Annotated in this window: 15 protein-coding genes; 6 read left to right on the forward strand and 9 right to left on the reverse strand. The window is 52.6% G+C overall.

Going from position 1 to position 17,518, the window contains the following annotated elements:
- Nucleotides 1-4: 4 nt before the first annotated feature.
- Nucleotides 5-1,654, reverse strand: a complete 1,650-nt coding sequence (gene dptF, locus SPE70_RS02505; RefSeq protein ID WP_058330583.1) for a DNA phosphorothioation-dependent restriction protein DptF — start codon at nt 1,652-1,654, stop codon at nt 5-7.
- Nucleotides 1,655-2,645: 991 nt separating this feature from the next.
- Between dptF and SPE70_RS02510 the strand changes: the two genes are divergently transcribed.
- The 4 genes from SPE70_RS02510 to SPE70_RS02525 all read left to right on the forward strand — a co-directional run bounded on the left by SPE70_RS02510 (nt 2,646) and on the right by SPE70_RS02525 (nt 5,950).
- Nucleotides 2,646-3,308: a hypothetical protein gene (locus SPE70_RS02510; RefSeq protein ID WP_058330584.1), complete on the forward strand. Its 663-nt coding sequence runs from the start codon at nt 2,646-2,648 to the stop codon at nt 3,306-3,308.
- 1,140 nt (nt 3,309-4,448) lie between these two features.
- On the forward strand, nt 4,449-4,964 hold the full coding sequence (locus SPE70_RS02515) for a DUF2778 domain-containing protein (protein ID WP_022064730.1): 516 nt from the start codon (nt 4,449-4,451) through the stop codon (nt 4,962-4,964).
- Complete coding sequence (locus SPE70_RS02520; RefSeq protein WP_022064729.1) at nt 4,945-5,463, forward strand: hypothetical protein; 519 nt, start codon at nt 4,945-4,947, stop codon at nt 5,461-5,463. The genes SPE70_RS02515 and SPE70_RS02520 overlap by 20 nt, the downstream gene beginning before the upstream one ends.
- Before the next feature lies 1 nt (nt 5,464).
- Nucleotides 5,465-5,950, forward strand: coding sequence for an Hcp family type VI secretion system effector (locus SPE70_RS02525; protein WP_032433429.1), 486 nt, complete (start codon nt 5,465-5,467; stop codon nt 5,948-5,950).
- Between the two features lie 134 nt (nt 5,951-6,084).
- On the opposite strand, the gene SPE70_RS02530 is transcribed toward SPE70_RS02525, so the two are convergent.
- On the reverse strand, nt 6,085-7,764 hold the full coding sequence (locus SPE70_RS02530; RefSeq protein WP_064170679.1) for a glycoside hydrolase family 43 protein: 1,680 nt from the start codon (nt 7,762-7,764) through the stop codon (nt 6,085-6,087).
- Between the two features lie 58 nt (nt 7,765-7,822).
- Nucleotides 7,823-9,262: an MFS transporter gene (locus SPE70_RS02535; protein WP_162500013.1), complete on the reverse strand. Its 1,440-nt coding sequence runs from the start codon at nt 9,260-9,262 to the stop codon at nt 7,823-7,825.
- A 426-nt stretch (nt 9,263-9,688) separates the two neighbouring features.
- Here SPE70_RS02535 and xylA point away from each other — a divergent pair, with 426 nt between their 5' ends.
- Together xylA and SPE70_RS02545 are read left to right on the forward strand one after the other, a co-directional pair.
- Entirely contained in the window at nt 9,689-11,008 is a 1,320-nt protein-coding gene (gene xylA / locus SPE70_RS02540) for a xylose isomerase (RefSeq protein ID WP_049163680.1), read from the forward strand.
- Between the two features lie 270 nt (nt 11,009-11,278).
- On the forward strand, nt 11,279-12,661 hold the full coding sequence (locus SPE70_RS02545; protein ID WP_086512167.1) for a carbohydrate porin: 1,383 nt from the start codon (nt 11,279-11,281) through the stop codon (nt 12,659-12,661).
- A 409-nt stretch (nt 12,662-13,070) separates the two neighbouring features.
- Here the strand turns inward: SPE70_RS02545 and SPE70_RS02550 are convergent, their stop codons facing one another.
- Genes SPE70_RS02550 through SPE70_RS02575 form a run of 6 tightly spaced genes read right to left on the reverse strand, consistent with a single transcriptional unit; the run spans nt 13,071 to nt 17,517 of the window.
- Nucleotides 13,071-14,030 (reverse strand): YbgA family protein, encoded by a 960-nt coding sequence (locus SPE70_RS02550; RefSeq protein ID WP_048271447.1) that lies wholly within the window; start codon nt 14,028-14,030, stop codon nt 13,071-13,073.
- Nucleotides 14,027-14,578 (reverse strand): DUF3833 domain-containing protein, encoded by a 552-nt coding sequence (locus SPE70_RS02555; protein WP_032731854.1) that lies wholly within the window; start codon nt 14,576-14,578, stop codon nt 14,027-14,029. The genes SPE70_RS02550 and SPE70_RS02555 overlap by 4 nt, the downstream gene beginning before the upstream one ends.
- Nucleotides 14,575-15,099: a hypothetical protein gene (locus tag SPE70_RS02560; RefSeq protein ID WP_032740358.1), complete on the reverse strand. Its 525-nt coding sequence runs from the start codon at nt 15,097-15,099 to the stop codon at nt 14,575-14,577. The genes SPE70_RS02555 and SPE70_RS02560 overlap by 4 nt, the downstream gene beginning before the upstream one ends.
- Complete coding sequence (locus SPE70_RS02565; protein WP_032736747.1) at nt 15,096-15,581, reverse strand: DUF2878 domain-containing protein; 486 nt, start codon at nt 15,579-15,581, stop codon at nt 15,096-15,098. Before SPE70_RS02565 ends, SPE70_RS02560 begins: the two co-directional genes overlap by 4 nt.
- Nucleotides 15,578-16,798, reverse strand: a complete 1,221-nt coding sequence (locus SPE70_RS02570; protein WP_016160201.1) for an SAM-dependent methyltransferase — start codon at nt 16,796-16,798, stop codon at nt 15,578-15,580. The genes SPE70_RS02565 and SPE70_RS02570 overlap by 4 nt, the downstream gene beginning before the upstream one ends.
- A complete protein-coding gene (locus SPE70_RS02575; RefSeq protein WP_016160202.1) occupies nt 16,795-17,517 on the reverse strand; it encodes a DUF1365 domain-containing protein in 723 nt (240 codons plus the stop codon). The genes SPE70_RS02570 and SPE70_RS02575 overlap by 4 nt, the downstream gene beginning before the upstream one ends.
- Nucleotide 17,518 lies beyond the last annotated feature (1 nt).

Genomic DNA, 17,518 nt, shown 5'->3' on the forward strand with positions numbered 1-17,518 from the left:
GACGTTATCCCTCCATGCCGCTGATAGTAATCATGTCATCGTCCGCTCTTGCGCTATAAACCCGCTTTAGGCCATCATAAAACTTTATTTCGCTGCTGGATTTTGCCTTTTCTGCGATTAGTTCAACGATTTCGTCCAGTAAGACAATCGCACTTTTATCATATTTATTAGGGCGATAGCCATTATTCAGTTTGCTCAATAGCTCAAATAAATTAAGACCGATCCGAATCGGATCCAGCGGATCTTGTCCTACTTTTAAATAGATATCGAAACAAGTTGTATGGGTTGTATTTTTCTTGAGAATGGAATCCCAGTCCGGTTTCAGCGCAACAGGTGCTGTTATTTTAATCCCACCAAATTCGCCTAAAAAGAACTCTTCTTTTTGGGTACTCAATTCAGGTGCTTTACGGTTTGCGTAACGCTGAATACCAGCGATAAGCTCGAAAGAGTAAAAGCGATTTAGTGTTCTTTTTTGTTCCGGATCTGCGGTATAGTTTTTATGGAGATGCCAAATCTCTGAATAACGCTCAAAGAGAGCTTCTTTAAAGAATACAGAGAATCTTTTGTGATAGTTATTTCCTAAAGATTCATGTTGTAGTAGCCAGAAAAGTCTAATTAAGGAAGCTGCGTCACCAGGCTTAACACATTGACGATCAAACGTAAGATGTAATTTCGCAAGTGTACTCAGGAAATCATCCAGTTCGGGATCAACTAATCCAAGTTCATAGCGCAAAATAAATTGATCAATCTCGTATGTATGCAATCTGGCAGGATCAAAATCAGAAACCTTTTTAATTAGATCATTTTCTGCACCATTAAACAGATTATCAAACAGATACCCAGGCCCTGTCAGCAGGTGATGTAAAAAATCCAATAAGGTTCTTGTGGTAACAAATTGATCTTTTATTAATCGGGCTTTAAATAGCTGTGTTATTAAAACATTCTGAACACCGGGCAGGCACAGTAGTTTAAAGTTAGCAACGGTTTTTAAATCATGTCCTATTGATTCATCACGTTGATAAATTGTGTAAAACAGGTTTTTGTCGTCATTCCCCGTTAAGTGATTCATTAATTTTTTGATAAAAGGGGAGTATTCCTGCTCTTCGTCAAACTCGAACTTTGGATAATGTTCGAAATCAAAGAATGTACAATGTTCATTGCGGTAAGGACGGTGGCCTTCCTGTTGCGATGACAAGAATGAGTCAATAGCGGCGCGGATAGCCATATGGGACTCAGAACCTTCTCTGGCAAAGTTGGCGAGCATCCCGGTGTTGATACCGATGAGGAGCGGGTATGATAGCGAATGATGATTTTCAAATAAATCATTCAATGCATCAATGGCTGATTGTTGAGGCGCAAAGCTGTGTGTCGCATCCAGATGGAAACTAAACTTCTGTTGATATCGTGGTTCTGACTTACAGCGGGTTAAAATTTCGGATTTCCCATCGCCACTGCTGCCGCATAGAAAAATGATCTCACCGGGAGCAGCGGTATCCAGATAACGCTGTAACTCTTCTTCAATCTCTTGTTTAACAAAGAGTTGTTCTTTTAGCTCATCGAACACATCCTTTTGCCGATGAGTTTCTGTGGTTACGGAAAACGAAGATGACTTCGCAAGTACACCTAACGCTTTACGTAATGTGATCGCGCTCATAACTTCATGTTCTCTAAAGTAAGAATTCGCCTATTTTATACGAGCTAGCCCTTGATCTCTATAGGCCTTTCGTCATCTTATTTACAAGATGGCATATACATCCTCGCATTCGTAACCTTAGTTCCCAAACTACCGACCGCAAAACTACGATTGAGCTGACGGGACAACCCCCGCGCCCTTAGAAGAGCCTTCAAGATAGTTTTGAGCGTGTGCGCACACCGCGATTGACATCTGAATTTAAGGAAGATGCTGTCCACACTGAGAAAATGTGTGGGCTGTTCCATTGCTAAGATATCTGAACGTCTCTATGTATCGGTGCCCTGCCTTTATAAATGACATAGGCTCTCTGTCTCACGTACCATTTCCAGGGCTTTGTGCATCAGCTTTGCCGTCAGAACCTTCGGTCCAGATTTATCTGAATCTTCTTTTTATCCACAGTAGCTTCGGCTAGCATTTTTTGTATTGTTCAAGAGACTTAAGCCGCTTCACTTCAAAGCTTCCATGCAGCAACACTGCTGCGCCAGACATCAAGTAGGGTGATAAGAAATAGTAGACCAACATCATATCTCCAGGGCAGAATCTGTTCATCGGCCTTACAGCAAATGCTGATGATCTGTTCGTCGAAAAAGTGCATTCAATGGGGGTATATTGAAGGTTCAGATTAAAACAAACCTACCATCATATTGTGTTAATCAATGGGACATGTCAGATATTTCCTGACTTGGTAAAAACAGCTAACAACCTATTTTGGGGCTTTACCGGCAAGATTCGGGATGAGTTCCTAATATTCATCAATGCTTTTTATATGAATACGTGCAGAGAAACATCGTTAACTCGCGCCGTGAATACAATCATGACTTAACATAACCATCAGTTGATAACATCACGGCAGCTAAATTTTTTAGCATAAAATATAGAAAGAAAATTTGTTCTGAGCTAATATAGCCTTTTTGGATAAGAAATATAATGGCTTTATTAATATGGAAAGATTATGGATAAAATATTAGACATAGTGAACGGATGGATCGCCGCTGCAGTGTCAAGCGGGGCATTAAGTATTACGCAGGTTATTCTTTTTCTTTTCATCGCAGGGCCTTTGGCTCTTATCATCTGGAGAATCAGAGGGGTAATCGAGTTTGTTAATGAAGTCAGAAACTCAAAGTTAAATGAGTTACAGCGCCTTTTGGATAGCCATGATCTATCTGATGAAATAACTATCTGCTTAAAAGAAGATATCGAGAGAATATCCTGTTATCGCTTGACAGGAATTGCTGATGTACCCAGTCAAAAAATCATCTTAAGACTGTTAGTAAAGAATAAAGGTCTTATAGCCGCAGGTTTCTTTAAAAAATTCAATGCATTTTTATCAGTTAAAGATGGGGTTCTTATGTTTAATAAAGGATTCTCTTTTTGGTTTTTTAATGTCGTTCATGTCTTGTTTTCGTTGCAGTTTATATCACTTTCTATTTTGTCGTTGATATTGTCTATCTACAGGCATGAGCAAATCCCTGTTTGGGGGCATTTAATATTGTATTTCGTTGCTGTGATTATGTTTCTGTTTTTTATCGCTTTTACAGCAATGATACCGCGACCAGGAGAGTGTAAATTACTAAATAAGATCTTACAAATGCAACATAACGACTTGTCTAAATAAAATATTGGCGTCAAGCATATATATTAATGTTGAAGTGGCGTTTGGTACAACATTGGAAAATTCCCTGCCCCATGTAGATGCCAGACTACTGGCTACGGTGGAGGGAATGCCTTTTTAAATAGGCGGCCAAGTAACTGATCTCTAAGTAAATAAGTTTTAGTTATTTTATGTGGTTATTTTCTTTGTAAAGGTATTTAATAATGATAGCAGGAATTACGGTATGAATATAAAATATTAGGTGCAGTAATTTTTGTTAGCAAAAGTCTATTTGTTAAAGGGTTGTGTGGAAACTATTTTTCGTATTTCACATGCTTTCATCTCACTCTGTTATGTAAAACTATTCGTCAGGTTTTCTCAATGAGAGTATGATGACGAATAATTAGATGAAAGGCAATGTTAATGGCTATGATGACTCTTATTCATAAAATAAGTAAATTTATATACTTTATACATCTGTTCGTTATCCTTGCGAGAGTGATACCGCGGCCAGAGTATTATTTGAGCTATGAGGTGGCAAGGAGTATAAATAATTTAATTTTCGACGATGTGAATGCCGATACAATATATGATACTTTCTTTTATATCACTCTAATGACAGTGCTTTCACTTTCTGGGGTGCTTTACATAGCGACGATAAAACTGTTCAAGATAATAAGGCGAGGGTGAAGTTTTATTCCATCAATATTCCCAGGTTATCAGGCTGAATATCAGTGAGAAATATGTAATCTATGCTCGTTTTCGTCTTCATGTTTTCCTGTTGAAATATCATGTGGTTTTATAATGACAGTGCCTTTCTAGGTTTGGATCAGAAATCCTGCAAGTTAGTGTTTATTGTGGTGCGGTGTATGTTATTCTATCCGTTTCGCTTTTGGCTGCAAGCAGGAAAACTCTTTATACCGGCAGTAATAGTTTTGTTCTGTGAATAAAAACCTGCAAATGATGCCTGATATTTTGAACAAAATGATGCATCATACAGATTTCTCTTATGATAAAACCCAGCCTCTGTCGCTAAAACTACGCATAGCTTTTAGTTGAAACGGTAATGGTATTTATATATTCTGAAAATAAGTTGGTTAATTTGCGTAGTTTGCTACACAACCAGTACTATATCCATAAATTATTAAATGGCGTGGGTAGTTTATGGCTCTGCATGGTAAATTTGTCATTAACGACATGTATTATTCTCCATTATCATTCCCCGGCGTTGGTACCTTCCTGGCGTTTTCCGGGAATGGTGCTTACCGTAACCGTGGTGCCTGCGCAATGATACCTAAAGAGGGGCCGGTACCAGCGGGAAAATACTGGATTGTTGACCGTCCGGAAGGGGGGCTCAGATCGCAGGTCAATGCAGGGGTGCGAGATATCTATAACAGTGTAGTTAAGGGTGCTTCATTCAGGCATAGCGAATGGTTTGCCCTGTGGCGGGATGACTGGGGAATCGACGATTACACATGGATTGAGGGGGTTAAGCGAGGCAACTTTCGACTTCATCCTGGCACTTTATCAGAGGGGTGCATCACTCTTCCGCATGATTCAGATTTCGCCATGTTACGTAATGCTCTTCTCAGGACGCAGCAAATAGATGTTCCCTGCATAAGGAAACTGAAGGCATACGGCTCTATTGAGGTGATTGCCAATGACCAGCCATGTTTTTAATTTACTTATGAAGATAGCGTTGCTCGCGGTGGTGATGATGATTGTTGCGAGAGTTGTTCCGTATGATGGATTAGTTGATTCTATTACGGGTAGTTTTACTTATCAGAGCGCTGACAAGGTTACTCATTTCATTTTGGGGGAGCCTGATTTAGAGGTTTGGCAATCTCTGAGCACCTATATTAGTATACTGATTAATACATTTATCAGCATACCTGCGATGAGTGCTATAATCACGATATATAGTGCTGTGATACATAAATTTAGATTTACTAATATCCTCAAAACGTTGGGCCATTCCACGTTGCGGCGATTTGCTAAAGTATTCGGCTTTACCTTCTTATTCTGGGTGCTGTTTCGCTTGCTACCTTATCAGTCCGTAATCCCTCAGCAAAAATATTCAAATTTTACGATAGTAGCGATTGTGAGCTTTCAGTTGCTTTTAACAATTGTTTGCTATTGGTTTATCACGAAGAAAATCATAACTACAAGGAGTTTGTAAAATGCCCATTCCGGCATACATGTGGCTTAAAGACGATGGCGGCGCAGAAATTAAAGGGTCGGTAGATGTTCAGGATCGTGAGGGAAGCATAGAGATTGTTGGTTTTAGCCACGGCCTGAATATTCCGGTAGATAGCGCCAATGGGAAGATAACGGGTAAGCGCTCTCATTCACCGATGATGATTGAAAAGGAGTTTGATAGCTCCAGCCCGTATCTCTATAAAGCTGTCGCGACGGGGCAAACGCTTAAAAGCGCGGAGATCCGCTGGTATCGTATCAACCACGCAGGGCAGGAAGAATGCTACTTCATCATGCTGATCGAGGGAGTGAAAGTAACAGGAATTAACCCGGGAATGCCGAACGCTAAAATGACAGGGAACTCGCAAATCAACCACATGGAATCAGTTTCCCTTATGTATGACAAAATTACCTGGCGCTATGTTGATGGCAATGTCCAGTATTCGGACGACTGGAACGTGAGAGCGTGATAGGTAAAAGGGGCAAATTATGCCCCTTTTTTGTCATTGACTATGCCGCGCTAATAACCCTGCCTGGACAGATTAAACGTCACTGTTACCGTACAGGTACTGTTGCTATAAACGCTGACACTGATATGTCTCCCTTACTTATCCCGCGTCTCGCCAGCCTCCCAGCTGTAGCTGCCATCGGCCGCTAACCTATCGCCCAGCTCCTGATACTCGAACTGATAAAACTCAGCCTGGGTGCCGTACCCGGCGTAGTCTACCGCCGCCAGGCCGACGAACGCCCCGGTAAAGAACCCACCGTAGCTCTGCAATACATAGTCATCGGACAGTACCGCGGCATCCAGCTGAACCGGGATCTCGGTGAAGGTCACGCCATCGAAGCTGTATTCATAGCTGTAGGTCTGCTTGCGGACCTTGGTCCGGAACCAGACGTATTCCACGCCGTCCGGCACCTTGATGGCGTTATCTTTCAGGTACGATGTGTATTTCCCGCGGTTATTTTCGCCGACTTCGATGACCTTGCCGTTAATTTCATTCCAGGTCAGGAAGACAAAGCTCCAGTGGCGGTCGTTATAGTAATTCGTTAACCCGGCCATCTGCTGGTAGCTGAAGGGCTCGAATTTCACTTTCACTGCGGCGTCAAAATAGAAGGCCTGCCAGCGGCGGGCAATCAGCGACAGGTCATGCGTATTGGCTAACGAACCCTGGCCGATTAAGGTTAATTTGCCGTTGCCGGTGGTGCCCATTTTGGGCGTAAACGGCACCCGCAGGGTATTCCAGTTCGGGTCGAGGGCTGGCGACGTAAAGTCATCCTGCTGGCTATTATCGCTGGCGCTTTCGGTGAAGATGGCGTCTTTCGGCCCTTCGACGAAGGTCTTCCCGCCGTGACCGCCTTCAATACGTGGCCAGCCTTCGTCGTCCCAGTACACTTTCTGGATCGAGGTTTCCCGACCGAGGGTTGACCAGCCGCGCGGGTCGTAGATGGATTCCCCCGGGCGATTCCACGGCCGGGCGCAGAGCGAGGCGTAATACCATTCGCCTTCCGGGGTGGAGACCAGCGCGCCATGGCCCTGTTTCTGGATGTAGCTGTCCGGGGTATCGACGTTGGTTAAGAACACGTCGCCCGGCTCGGTTTCAAAGCTGTCGGCCTCGAGGGTTTTCGACCGCGCCACCACCTCCTGGTGGGTAAACACGGTGCCGCCCTGGGCGGCAAACAGATAGTAGTAGCCGTTCAGTTTATAGAGGTGCGGCCCCTCGACCAGTGCCACGGCGGTGCCGCGGTAAATGGTGCGCGCGGTTTCCGGCATTAACTTCAGCGTGTTGGTATCCAGCTCCGTTAAGGTTATGCCATCGAAGGGATGATGGTACTCCCGGTGATCCCAGGTTTGCTGGACGATATATTTCCGGCCATCGTCGTCATGGAACAGCGAGGCGTCAAACCCGACGCCGTTCAGCTTGATCGGGTCGCTCCACGGGCCCCGAATATCCTTCGCCGTGGTCAGGTAGTTGGTCATGTCTTTAAAGGCGCCTTCGGTGACCTTCACATCGGTATACACCAACCAGAATTGCCCATCGGCCCAGGAGAGCGCCGGCGCCCAAATGCCGCCGGAGGAGGGGTTGCCCTTCATGTCCAGCAGGGTGGTGGTGGAGAGCGGCGAAGGCAGCAGGTTCCAGTTTTTCAGGTCTTTCGACTCATGTAAACGCACGCCCGGGAACCACTCAAACGTCGAGTTAGCAATATAGTACGTATCCTCGACGCGAATAATACTGGGGTCGGCATTAAAGCCGCGTAATATCGGGTTTTGAATAAGTGACATTTCATTACACCTTTTAAAATGGAAAGTGACGAATCGGTCTGATTTATAATTTTTTTAACTACACGCGGATCTCATCCAGCTGACGGTTAATGTCGGTCACATGTTTATCGGAGATCGGATAAACCTGGATAATCACCATCGAAATAGCGGCCAGCGCGATCGGGATCCACACCGCGGTCATAATGATCCCGTCGATGGCGCTGGCGCTCTGCATGGCGCCGCTTTCATTAAATCCATACACCGCCAGCAGCCACAGCGGGATAGCGCCGCCGATGGTGAAGCCGATCTTGAAGAAGAGTCCCATAATGGCATTGATAATGGCGGCATTGCGTTTGCCTGATTTTAATTCGCCATACGCGATGACCTCCGGTACCAGCGCCCACATAAAGCCGGTGGCGGAAGTTAAGCCCCACTGTTTAATAAAGGTGGCGATGTAGGCCAGCCACAGGGCGTCGTGCATCCCTTCGCGTGACCAGACGTAGGTCAGCAGTTCGCCGACGATGAACATGGCGAGGAACAGATGGAAGAAGCCTTTTTTACCAAAGATTTTTTTCAGTTTCGGCCAGAACACCGGGAAGGCGATGCCTGGAATAGACGCGACGAGACCCACGGCGCCCATCCATTCGGAATGGCCGACGACGAACTGGTTGAAGAAGCCGTTAACGGTGTTCATGAAGAACATGAAGGTAAAGGCCAGCATAAAGAACATGCCGAGAATAACCAGCGGGCGGTTATGTCTGAGTTCGTGGAAAAGGTCGGTGGTTTTGACGTTGGCGGTCTGCTCGGCGGTCGCGACAACGCGTTCTTTGGTGAATTTATAACAAATAAACAGGGCCACCGCGCCGATGATCATATAGATGGCGTACACGCCAAACCAGGCGTAGTTCGCCGACGGATCGGTATAGTTGCCGAGATTCAGCTCAAGGCCAAAAAAGCCGGTGTCTTTCAGGCTGCGATCTTTCGGCGCCGCCATCTGCACAAACATCGGGAACAGGGTATAGACCAGCAGGTTGGCGCTGTTGGCCAGCATCATGCGGGTACTGGTCAGCTTATCGATCGATTCCGGGTCGCGGGTCAGTGACGCATTCAGCGAGCCATAGGGAATATTGACTAAGGAATAAACCAGGTCCAGCGCCAGATAAATAATAAAGGCGAAAGCCACCGAACCTTTCACCCCAGGGATGGGCGCGAACAGTAATGCCGACAGGATCACCAGTGGCACGCCGGCTCGTAACAGCCACGGACGATATTTCCCCGCTTTCGAGGTCCGTTTATCCACGTAGGTTCCGACCATCGGATCCCAAAACACATTAATGATACGGACAAAAAGAAAAATAAAGCCTGCCGTTGCCGTGCTGATGGTATTTACCGTCAGCATATGCAAAGCCAGAAAACCCCCAATTGTGCCGAAAACCAGGTTTTGCGCAAAGTCGCCCATGCCATAACCAATTCGTTCTCCGCGGGTTAATTTATGATATTCATCATGCCGACTGTGCATTATGTTTTTACTCATTCTAAGCAGACTCCGGTTTGTTTTGTGTAGGTGAAACACTTTCTGACACAGTTGACCTGGAAGAATCTATTACGTTTTTAAATTACGTAATTATGTTTTTTTACTTCTGTGATCCTCGAAGCAAAGGCCTGTATCGCCTGCGTTGAATCGTTATCCGCCGCTAATTTTTTGGCAGGCTGGCATTGTGACAAAATCGGCATTTTAATTTGGTATGGATACCTGAATTCCCCAGGAAGTGTACGCTATACGCGCGCGAAGCGAGATATTTAAAATAGTTTTATTTGCGAGATGGCTCACATTTGAGCATTTTCTCAATCGCTGAGTGAAATAACGTAATTGAGCAACCGACGATGAGAATACACGATGTGTCACAGTTGTTAATTTTCCTGTTTCTCAATTTCGGAGTTCATCATGCAGACCTATTTCGACCAGGTAGATCGCGTTCGCTTTGCCGGACCCAAAACCGATAATCCGCTGGCGTTTCGCCACTATAATCCGGATGAAATCGTGCTGGGAAAACGCATGGCAGAGCATCTGCGTTTTGCCGCCTGTTATTGGCATAACTTCTGCTGGAATGGCGCGGATATGTTTGGCGCCGGTTCGTTTGAGCGTCCCTGGCAGGCCGCGGGCGATGCGCTGGAAATGGCCAAACGCAAAGCGGACGTGGCGTTTGAATTTTTCTACAAGCTCAACGTGCCGTATTACTGCTTCCACGATGTCGACGTCTCGCCAGAAGGCGCGTCGCTGAAAGAATATCTGCACAATTTCGCCGTGATGACCGAAGTGCTGGCGGAAAAACAGCAGCAAACCGGCGTGAAACTGCTCTGGGGCACCGCCAACTGCTTTACCCACCCGCGCTACGGCGCCGGGGCGGCGACCAACCCCGATCCGGAGGTGTTTGCCTGGGCGGCCACGCAGGTGGTGACCGCCATGAACGCCACCCAGCAGCTCGGCGGCGAAAACTATGTGCTGTGGGGCGGCCGCGAAGGTTACGAGTCGCTGCTGAATACCGACCTACGCCAGGAGCGTGAGCAGATTGGCCGCTTCCTGCAGATGGTGGTGGAGCACAAGCATAAGATTGGCTTTGGCGGCACGCTGCTTATCGAGCCGAAACCGCAGGAGCCCACCAAGCATCAGTACGATTACGATGTCGCGACGGTGTATGGTTTCCTGAAGCAGTTTGGTCTGGAAAATGAGATCAAGGTGAACATTGAAGCCAACCATGCCACTCTGGCGGGGCACTCTTTCCACCATGAAATCGCCAGCGCCATCGCGCTGGGGATCTTTGGCTCCGTTGATGCTAACCGCGGCGATGCGCAGCTCGGCTGGGATACGGACCAGTTCCCGAACAGCGTGGAAGAAAATACCCTGGTGATGTACGAGATCCTCAAAGCCGGGGGATTCACCACCGGCGGCCTGAACTTTGACGCCAAAGTTCGTCGGCAGAGCACCGACAAATACGACATGTTCTATGGCCATATTGGCGCCATGGACGTGATGGCGCTGTCCCTCAAGCTGGCCGCGCGCATGATTGAGGATGGCAAGCTCGATCAGGGTCTGGCAAAACGCTATGCCGGCTGGCAGGGCGAGCTGGGGCAGAAAATTATGACCGGGCAGATGTCGCTGGATAATATTGCCCGGTACGCTGAGCAGCATAACCTGAATCCGCAGCATCAGAGCGGGCGTCAGGAATTACTCGAAAATCTCGTCAATACCTATATCTTTGGTTAAATTTTGCTGACATGCCCCTGCGGGGGCATGTATTACGCCGTCTGCCTGCAGCCGAAAAATAGCGTTTATTTGTTCGTGCTGTGTTTTTTTGTCAGTGGCGAAAGACCGTCTGTCTAATACCAACGAAGGAGGGAAAGTAGCGATAATTGTGTAATGCCTCTGTGACCGTACAAAATAAAAAATAACTTGTTCTGATGATAGCGACATATTCTGTCAGCTCAGAATAGGCTGGTTATTGTCTGAATAAAATTAACCTATATTGAGAAACTCATGACAATGATAAAAAAGCTTCCATTAACCATGGCGGTTATCGCCGCGTTTTTTCCGCTTACCTCTGTAATGGCGCAAGAATTTACTCAGGAACAGATCGACGCCATCGTCGCCAAAGCCGTTGATAAAGCGCTGGCCGACCGCCAGGTGAAAATCGACGCCGCGGCCGACAAAAAGGTCGACGTGATCACCAACCCGCAGACCACCGCCGCCTCGCCGGATATGGCCATTCCGTTCGGCCTCAAGTTCAGCGGCTATGCCCGCTATGGCGCCCACTTCCAGACCGGCGACCAGAAATATGTCGGCGTCGACGGCTCCTATAACGGCGCCTCGGCGATCGGCCGTCTCGGCAACGAAAGCAACGGCGGCGAATTCCAGATCAGCAAGGCCTTCAAAAGCGCGCAGGGGGCTATCTGGGATCTCAACGTGATGTTCGACCACTGGAGCGACGAGGTTAACCTGAAGAAGGCCTACGTCGGCGTCACCAACGTCCTCGACTCCAACCCCAACGCCTATCTCTGGGCCGGGCGCGACTTCCACCAGCGTCCGCAACAGGGGATCAACGACTACTTCTGGATGAACCACGACGGCCAGGGCGCCGGGGTGAAGAACTTTGATATCGGCGGCGTGCAGTTTGACGTGGCGACGGTCTCGCAGGTGAAATCCTGTAGCCCGGAAGTGATGGCCGATGAAACCAACCCGTCGCGCATCACCTGTACCGGCAGCTCCGATACCGGCGACAACGGCCACTACGCGCTGACCACCAAAACCCACAACATCAAGGCCGGGCCGATCGACGTCGAGGTGTACGCCAACTACGGCTTTGACTCGAAGGCGGTGGACAGCGACGCGCGCCTCGAAGCCTGGCAGGGCGGCCTGGTGCTGAGCCACACCAACGACAGCGGGGTGAACAAGGTGATCCTGCGCTACTCCGACAACTCGGATAACAGCGTCTACAACAAGACCGACGACCTGACCACGGTCTACGCCAGCTTCGAGGGCAGCCATAAGTTCACCCAGCAGGCGCAGATTGAATATCTGCTGGCTTTCCACGACTACGACAACGGCAAGGACAACACCGACAACCGTAAAAACTACGGCGCCATCGTGCGGCCAATGTACTTCTGGAACGACGTGCACTCCACCTGGCTGGAAGCGGGCTACCAGCGCGTGGATTACGACCAGGGCGGGGATAACCACGGCTGGAAGCTGACGCTGTCGCAGAACATCGCCATCGGCATGGGGCCGGAGTTCCGTCCGATGCTGCGCTTCTACGTGACCGGTGGCCAGGTGGACAACGAGCATACCGCGAAGGTTAACGGCACCCAGGACCAGCAGCTGGATTCGCTGAACGTCGGCGGGATGTTTGAGGCGTGGTTCTGATGCGATAGCATTGCCGAAGGAGCGTTCCCGGCTGGCGCTACGCTTAGCCGGGCTACGACTGGTGCGCTCCATTTATGCCGGATGGCGGCATACATGCCTTATCCGGCCTGCGTTCCTTCCTGCGGGCTCCCCCTGTAGGCCCGGCAAGCGCAGCGCCGCCGGGCGGTCAGGCTCCATACCTGCGATAGTGCCGGATGGCGGTATAAATGCCTTATCCGGCCTGTGATCCCTCACACAGGCTCACACCCCGTAGGCCCGCGCAAGCGCAGCGCAGCCGGGCAGTCAGGTGCCGTACCTGCGGTAGTGCCGGATGGCGGCATAAATGCCTTATCCGGCCTACAAAAAACCTCCTTCCCCCCAGGCCCGCGCAAGCGCAGCGCCGCCGGGCAGCTGGTCCAGGCCAACTCCCTCAGTTCACCGTCAGGCGCAGGGCCAGATCCTGCGGGTAGGGGTCAAAATAGTTCTGCGCCTGGAGGTAGCGATCCGGATACTCGGCCAGATAGTGCTTAAGCAGCGTCAGCGGGGCGAGGATCGGCAGCAGCCCGGCGCGATAGTTGAGGATCACCTCCCGCAGCTCGCCGCGCTGGCGGCTGTTGAGCTGGTCGCGGAAATAACCCTGAATATGCATCAGCACGTTGGTGTGGTTTTTCCGCGAGGCGGGCTGCTTGAGGATCGCCATCAGCTTTTCGCGATAGACCTCGAAGAAAGCCTCCAGATCCTCCCATTCATGCAGCGAGGCGACGAACGGGCCGATCTCCCGGTAGCCCGCCTGGTGGTGAGCCAGCAGCTGCAGCTTGTAGCGGCTGTGAAAGGCCAGCAGGCCGTGGCGGGTCAGGCCGCGGGCGCGCAGGGCATTGAGTTCATGCAGGGCGAAAACGCGCTCGACAAAATTCTCCCGCAGCAGCGGATCGTGCAGCCGGCCATCCTCTTCCACCGGCAGCCACGGGTAGCGCGCCATCAGGGCGCTGGTAAACAGCCCCACGCCTTCCTTACGCCCGCGATTGCCTTTTTCATCGTACAGCCGCACGCGCTCCATCCCGCAGCTCGGCGATTTGGCGCAGACGATAAAGCCCGACAGTTCGCCCAGGGTTGCCAGGTGGGCGCTGGCGAAATCAGCCATCTTCTCCGTCACATCCTCGTGCGGGGCGTGGCTGAAGCGCATGCGGATCTCCCCGACCGGGGTCTGCACCAGGCGGAGCGCCGGACGGGGAACGGGCAGGCCGATCGCCATCTCCGGGCAGACGGGTTTAAACGCCACCCACTGCGCGAGCTCATCCATCACAAAGCCCATACGCTTATGCCCGCCGTCGAATCGCACGGCTGAGCCGGTTAAACATCCGCTGATCCCAATGACAGGTTGCGTGTTCATGGCGCTGTCCTCTCTTCTGCTGTGGTTCGGGTAAAGAAAAGGGTCACGGTGGCGACCGTAATGCCGAATTTCTTCATCTCGGTTTTGTTAAACAAATGGCTGCCGTCCTGCAGGAACATCCAGTCGTCAAAGTGCAGCAGCCACCGGCTGCCGCTGGCCTCGACGTTCATGCTGTAGCGCCAGTGAAAGGCATTGCCTGCCGCCTGGCCGCTGGCCACCCCTTCGATATCCCCGGCGGTGCCCTGATAACGGTTATCGCCGGTGCGGCGAATGCGCCACACCCGCTGCTGCTTCTCGCCATCGTCATAGATAAAGCGCTCATGGAGTGTCAGGGTGTCGCCGACGACGTCGCCATCGATCTCTACATGGAAGCGGCGCAGCTGCTTGCCGCTACGATCCTGCACCATCCCCCACGCCTCGGTTCGCCCCTGAAAATAGTGAAAGATGTCGAGGGCGGGCTGCTGCTGCCGGTACTCCGTGACCTCGGTGCTGCAGCCGGCGAGGATCAGCATCAGCAGCGCCAGGCCAAGGGTCAGAATGCGTTTCATGGTGTACCTCCGATCAACTGCTGACGCAGTTCGGGATAAGTGGTGCGCGGATCGAGCCAGATGGCGAGAAAGCGGGTGCTGAACGCCGCCGACTGGCGCGGGCCGAGCGGGGTAAAGGCGGTCTGCGCGGCGCTGGCGCGGTACCAGAACTGCCCCTCGCCGCCGCTGACCACGAACGCCAGCTGGCTGCCCGGCGCGACGTCCGGCCAGATCCCCTGCAGCATGCGCAGCCAGGCTTCGCTGCGCGGCTCCTGCTGCAGAATGCCCTGCGCCTGCCACTGGTCACGGGTGGCGTCCACCAGCGCATCGCGATCGATGTCGCGCCGGTAGGTGATGATCAGCGCCCGATCCTGCTGCGGGCCGTCATACCGGCCATTGGGCGTGCGCAGCTGCGATTGATAGACGGTGAATGGCCCCCAGGTGAGGGTCGCCTCGCCGACGCGACGCCACGTCAGCCAGTCGGCGGCGTGGGCCGCCGGAGCGAGGGTGGTCAGCCACAGCAGTAACAGCGCGAATCTCATTTTCGCCTCCCCATCCCCAGATGGAATAACAGCATGAGCACCAGCCAGCCGCAGGCCATGGCGGCCACGGCAAGCGCCATCGGCACCAGCAGGGTCATGGCTCCGAGGCGAGCGCCGAGCAGGTAGGCCACCGGGCCGCCGACGGTCGCCACCGTGGCCAGCACCCAGCCGGGAAGCGTCGTGGTGCGGGTCAGTCGGGTCCAGACGACGGCGAACATCAGCCACAGGGCCACCATCCACAGGGGCAGCAGGCTGTCGCCGCGAAAATCGATCAGTCCCGCCAGCGCCCAGCAGGCGTCCAGGCCGCAGCCCGCCGCGGCCAACAGCAGGGCGGGTGGACGACTGGCCGCCGGCAACCGCAGCCAGGCGAAAATGGCCAGCGTCAGCCAGATCAGCAGACCGCGCTCGCGTAACATCACCACCAGCGTCCAGTAAACATCGAACGCAAGGGCCATCAGCAGGTGCTGCGCCGGGCGTGTCATACCCGCTCCGCGGTGAGCTGCACCACGCTGATGGTGCGGGCGTTAAATCCGGCTTCGCAGTAGCCGAAGTAGTAGAGCCACATCCGGCGGAAGCGCTCATCAAAGCCGAGCTTTTCAATATCCTGCCAGGCGTGGGTAAAACGCTGCCGCCAGTGCGCCAGGGTGCGGGCGTAGTCCGGGCCCATGTCGAACAGGTTGCGCACCACAAAATCGGTATGGCGGGTCATCAGCTCGCTCATTGCGGTGATGCTGGGCAAAAAGCCGCCGGGGAAGATGTAGCGCTGGATAAAATCGACGCTTTTGCTGTAGTCGCGATAGCGCTGATCCTGGATGGTGATCGCCTGCAGGGCCATTCTGCCGCCCGGGCGCAGGCGCGCCTGGCAGGTGCGGAAGAAGGCCGGGAGGTAGCGCTGGCCCACCGCCTCAATCATCTCCACCGACACCAGTTTGTCGTACTCGCCGCGCAGATCGCGGTAGTCGCAGAGCAGCACCTCGACGCGATCCTGCAGCCCGGCGCGGGCCATGCGCTCGGTTGCCCAGCGGTGCTGCTCCCGGGAAAGGGTGGTGGTGGTGACCCGGCAGCCGTAATGGCGGGCGGCGTACTCGGCCAACGCCCCCCAACCGGTGCCAATCTCCAGCAGATGATCGCCGGGAGTGAGCGCCAGCTGGTCGCACAGACGCGCCATCTTGGCCCGCTGGGCCTGGGTCAGATCCTGCTGGTCATCGGTAAACAACGCGCTGGAGTAGAGCAGGTCGTCATCCAGAAAGTGGGCATAAAATTCGTTGCCGAGGTCATAATGGGCGGCGATATTCTCCCGCGCCTGGGCGCGGGTGTTGCGGCGGGTCCAGTGGTGCAGGCGGGCGACGGGCTTGCCCAGCAGACGAAAGCCGCGCTCCAGACGCCCCAGCACCTCGCCGTTGCGCGCGAGGATCTGCAGCAGCGCCGTCAGCTGGTGGCTCTCCCAGTCGCCGTCCATCCAGGCCTCGGCCGCCGCCAGGCTGCCGCCGGTCAGCAGACGCCAGTACACCTCCGGTGTGCAGACCCGCGCCTCGGCGCGCAGTGCGGCGGCGGGGTCGCCAAAATGAAACGTCTGCGCCCCTTCGCGCACGGTGAGCGAGCCTTCGCGGAGGCCGCTCAACAGACGAAAGAGCAGCCAGCGCGCGAGCCGCACGTTGCGCGGCACATCGGGTTCAAGCGCAAAGACGGGATCGGTCATGAGCGTTCACTCCTGCTGACAGGATGGTTGTACAGCGGCACGCGCTTCAGCCACAGCCGCAGCGCCTGCCAGTAGATGGCGAGGACGGTTTTCAGGGTCATCAGCGGCAGACGCAGCAGCAGCCCGCGCAGGTTGGCGCGGGTCAATGGCACGCGGCTCAGGGCCAGCGTGGCGTCGAACACCTTGCTGGCCTGATGGTTTTCAATATGCATGTGCAGCGTTTTGCCGGGCGCGTTGAAGCGCCAGTGATAGACCATGTCCATCGGGTTAAACGGCGAAACGTGAAAGGCTTTCTCCAGCGGGCGCGCCTGCTGGCCGTCCACCGCGTAGTAATGACGCTCATTCCACGGCGTGTTACGCACTTCGGCCAGCACCCAGCGCAGGGTGTCGGCCTCGTCATAGCAGTAGTAAAAGTTGACCGGATTAAAATGGAAGCCGAAGTAGCGCAGCTGGGTCAGGAGCATCACGCGTCCCGCCGGGCGGCAGCCGGTCAGGCTCTCCAGCCGGTTCAGCACCTGGGCCTTCAGCGGCGCGCCCAGCGGATAATCGGCGTCGTACCAGGCAGCGGCGGCCAGGCGGTTGCGGCGGATGCCCGCCTCAGGCAGCCTGTCCAGTTCGTCGAGGTCGAGCCAGGCCATAAACAGGCGGTAGACGAAGTGGTGCGCCTTCGGCTGCAGGCGACGGTGGCGCAGGACGCCCTGATAGAGGCAGCTGTTCATC

The sequence above is a fragment of the Klebsiella sp. ZJOU C1 genome (genome assembly GCF_035620215.1).
Classification (GTDB): domain Bacteria; phylum Pseudomonadota; class Gammaproteobacteria; order Enterobacterales; family Enterobacteriaceae; genus Klebsiella; species Klebsiella variicola.

Excerpts from the sequence above, each read along its gene's own strand:
- SPE70_RS02515 (WP_022064730.1), top strand. The coding sequence starts at position 4,449 with ATGGCTCTGCATGGTAAATTTGTCATTAACGACATGTATTATTCTCCA.
- xylA (WP_049163680.1), top strand. The coding sequence starts at position 9,689 with ATGCAGACCTATTTCGACCAGGTAGATCGCGTTCGCTTTGCCGGACCC.
- dptF (WP_058330583.1), bottom strand. The coding sequence starts at position 1,654 with ATGAGCGCGATCACATTACGTAAAGCGTTAGGTGTACTTGCGAAGTCA.
- SPE70_RS02560 (WP_032740358.1), bottom strand. The coding sequence starts at position 15,099 with ATGAGATTCGCGCTGTTACTGCTGTGGCTGACCACCCTCGCTCCGGCG.
- SPE70_RS02570 (WP_016160201.1), bottom strand. The coding sequence starts at position 16,798 with ATGACCGATCCCGTCTTTGCGCTTGAACCCGATGTGCCGCGCAACGTG.
- SPE70_RS02555 (WP_032731854.1), bottom strand. The coding sequence starts at position 14,578 with ATGAAACGCATTCTGACCCTTGGCCTGGCGCTGCTGATGCTGATCCTC.
- SPE70_RS02530 (WP_064170679.1), bottom strand. The coding sequence starts at position 7,764 with ATGTCACTTATTCAAAACCCGATATTACGCGGCTTTAATGCCGACCCC.
- SPE70_RS02550 (WP_048271447.1), bottom strand. The coding sequence starts at position 14,030 with ATGAACACGCAACCTGTCATTGGGATCAGCGGATGTTTAACCGGCTCA.
- SPE70_RS02535 (WP_162500013.1), bottom strand. The coding sequence starts at position 9,262 with ATGCACAGTCGGCATGATGAATATCATAAATTAACCCGCGGAGAACGA.
- SPE70_RS02575 (WP_016160202.1), bottom strand. The coding sequence starts at position 17,517 with ATGAACAGCTGCCTCTATCAGGGCGTCCTGCGCCACCGTCGCCTGCAG.
- SPE70_RS02545 (WP_086512167.1), top strand. The coding sequence starts at position 11,279 with ATGACAATGATAAAAAAGCTTCCATTAACCATGGCGGTTATCGCCGCG.
- SPE70_RS02565 (WP_032736747.1), bottom strand. The coding sequence starts at position 15,581 with ATGACACGCCCGGCGCAGCACCTGCTGATGGCCCTTGCGTTCGATGTT.
- SPE70_RS02510 (WP_058330584.1), top strand. The coding sequence starts at position 2,646 with ATGGATAAAATATTAGACATAGTGAACGGATGGATCGCCGCTGCAGTG.
- SPE70_RS02520 (WP_022064729.1), top strand. The coding sequence starts at position 4,945 with ATGACCAGCCATGTTTTTAATTTACTTATGAAGATAGCGTTGCTCGCG.
- SPE70_RS02525 (WP_032433429.1), top strand. The coding sequence starts at position 5,465 with ATGCCCATTCCGGCATACATGTGGCTTAAAGACGATGGCGGCGCAGAA.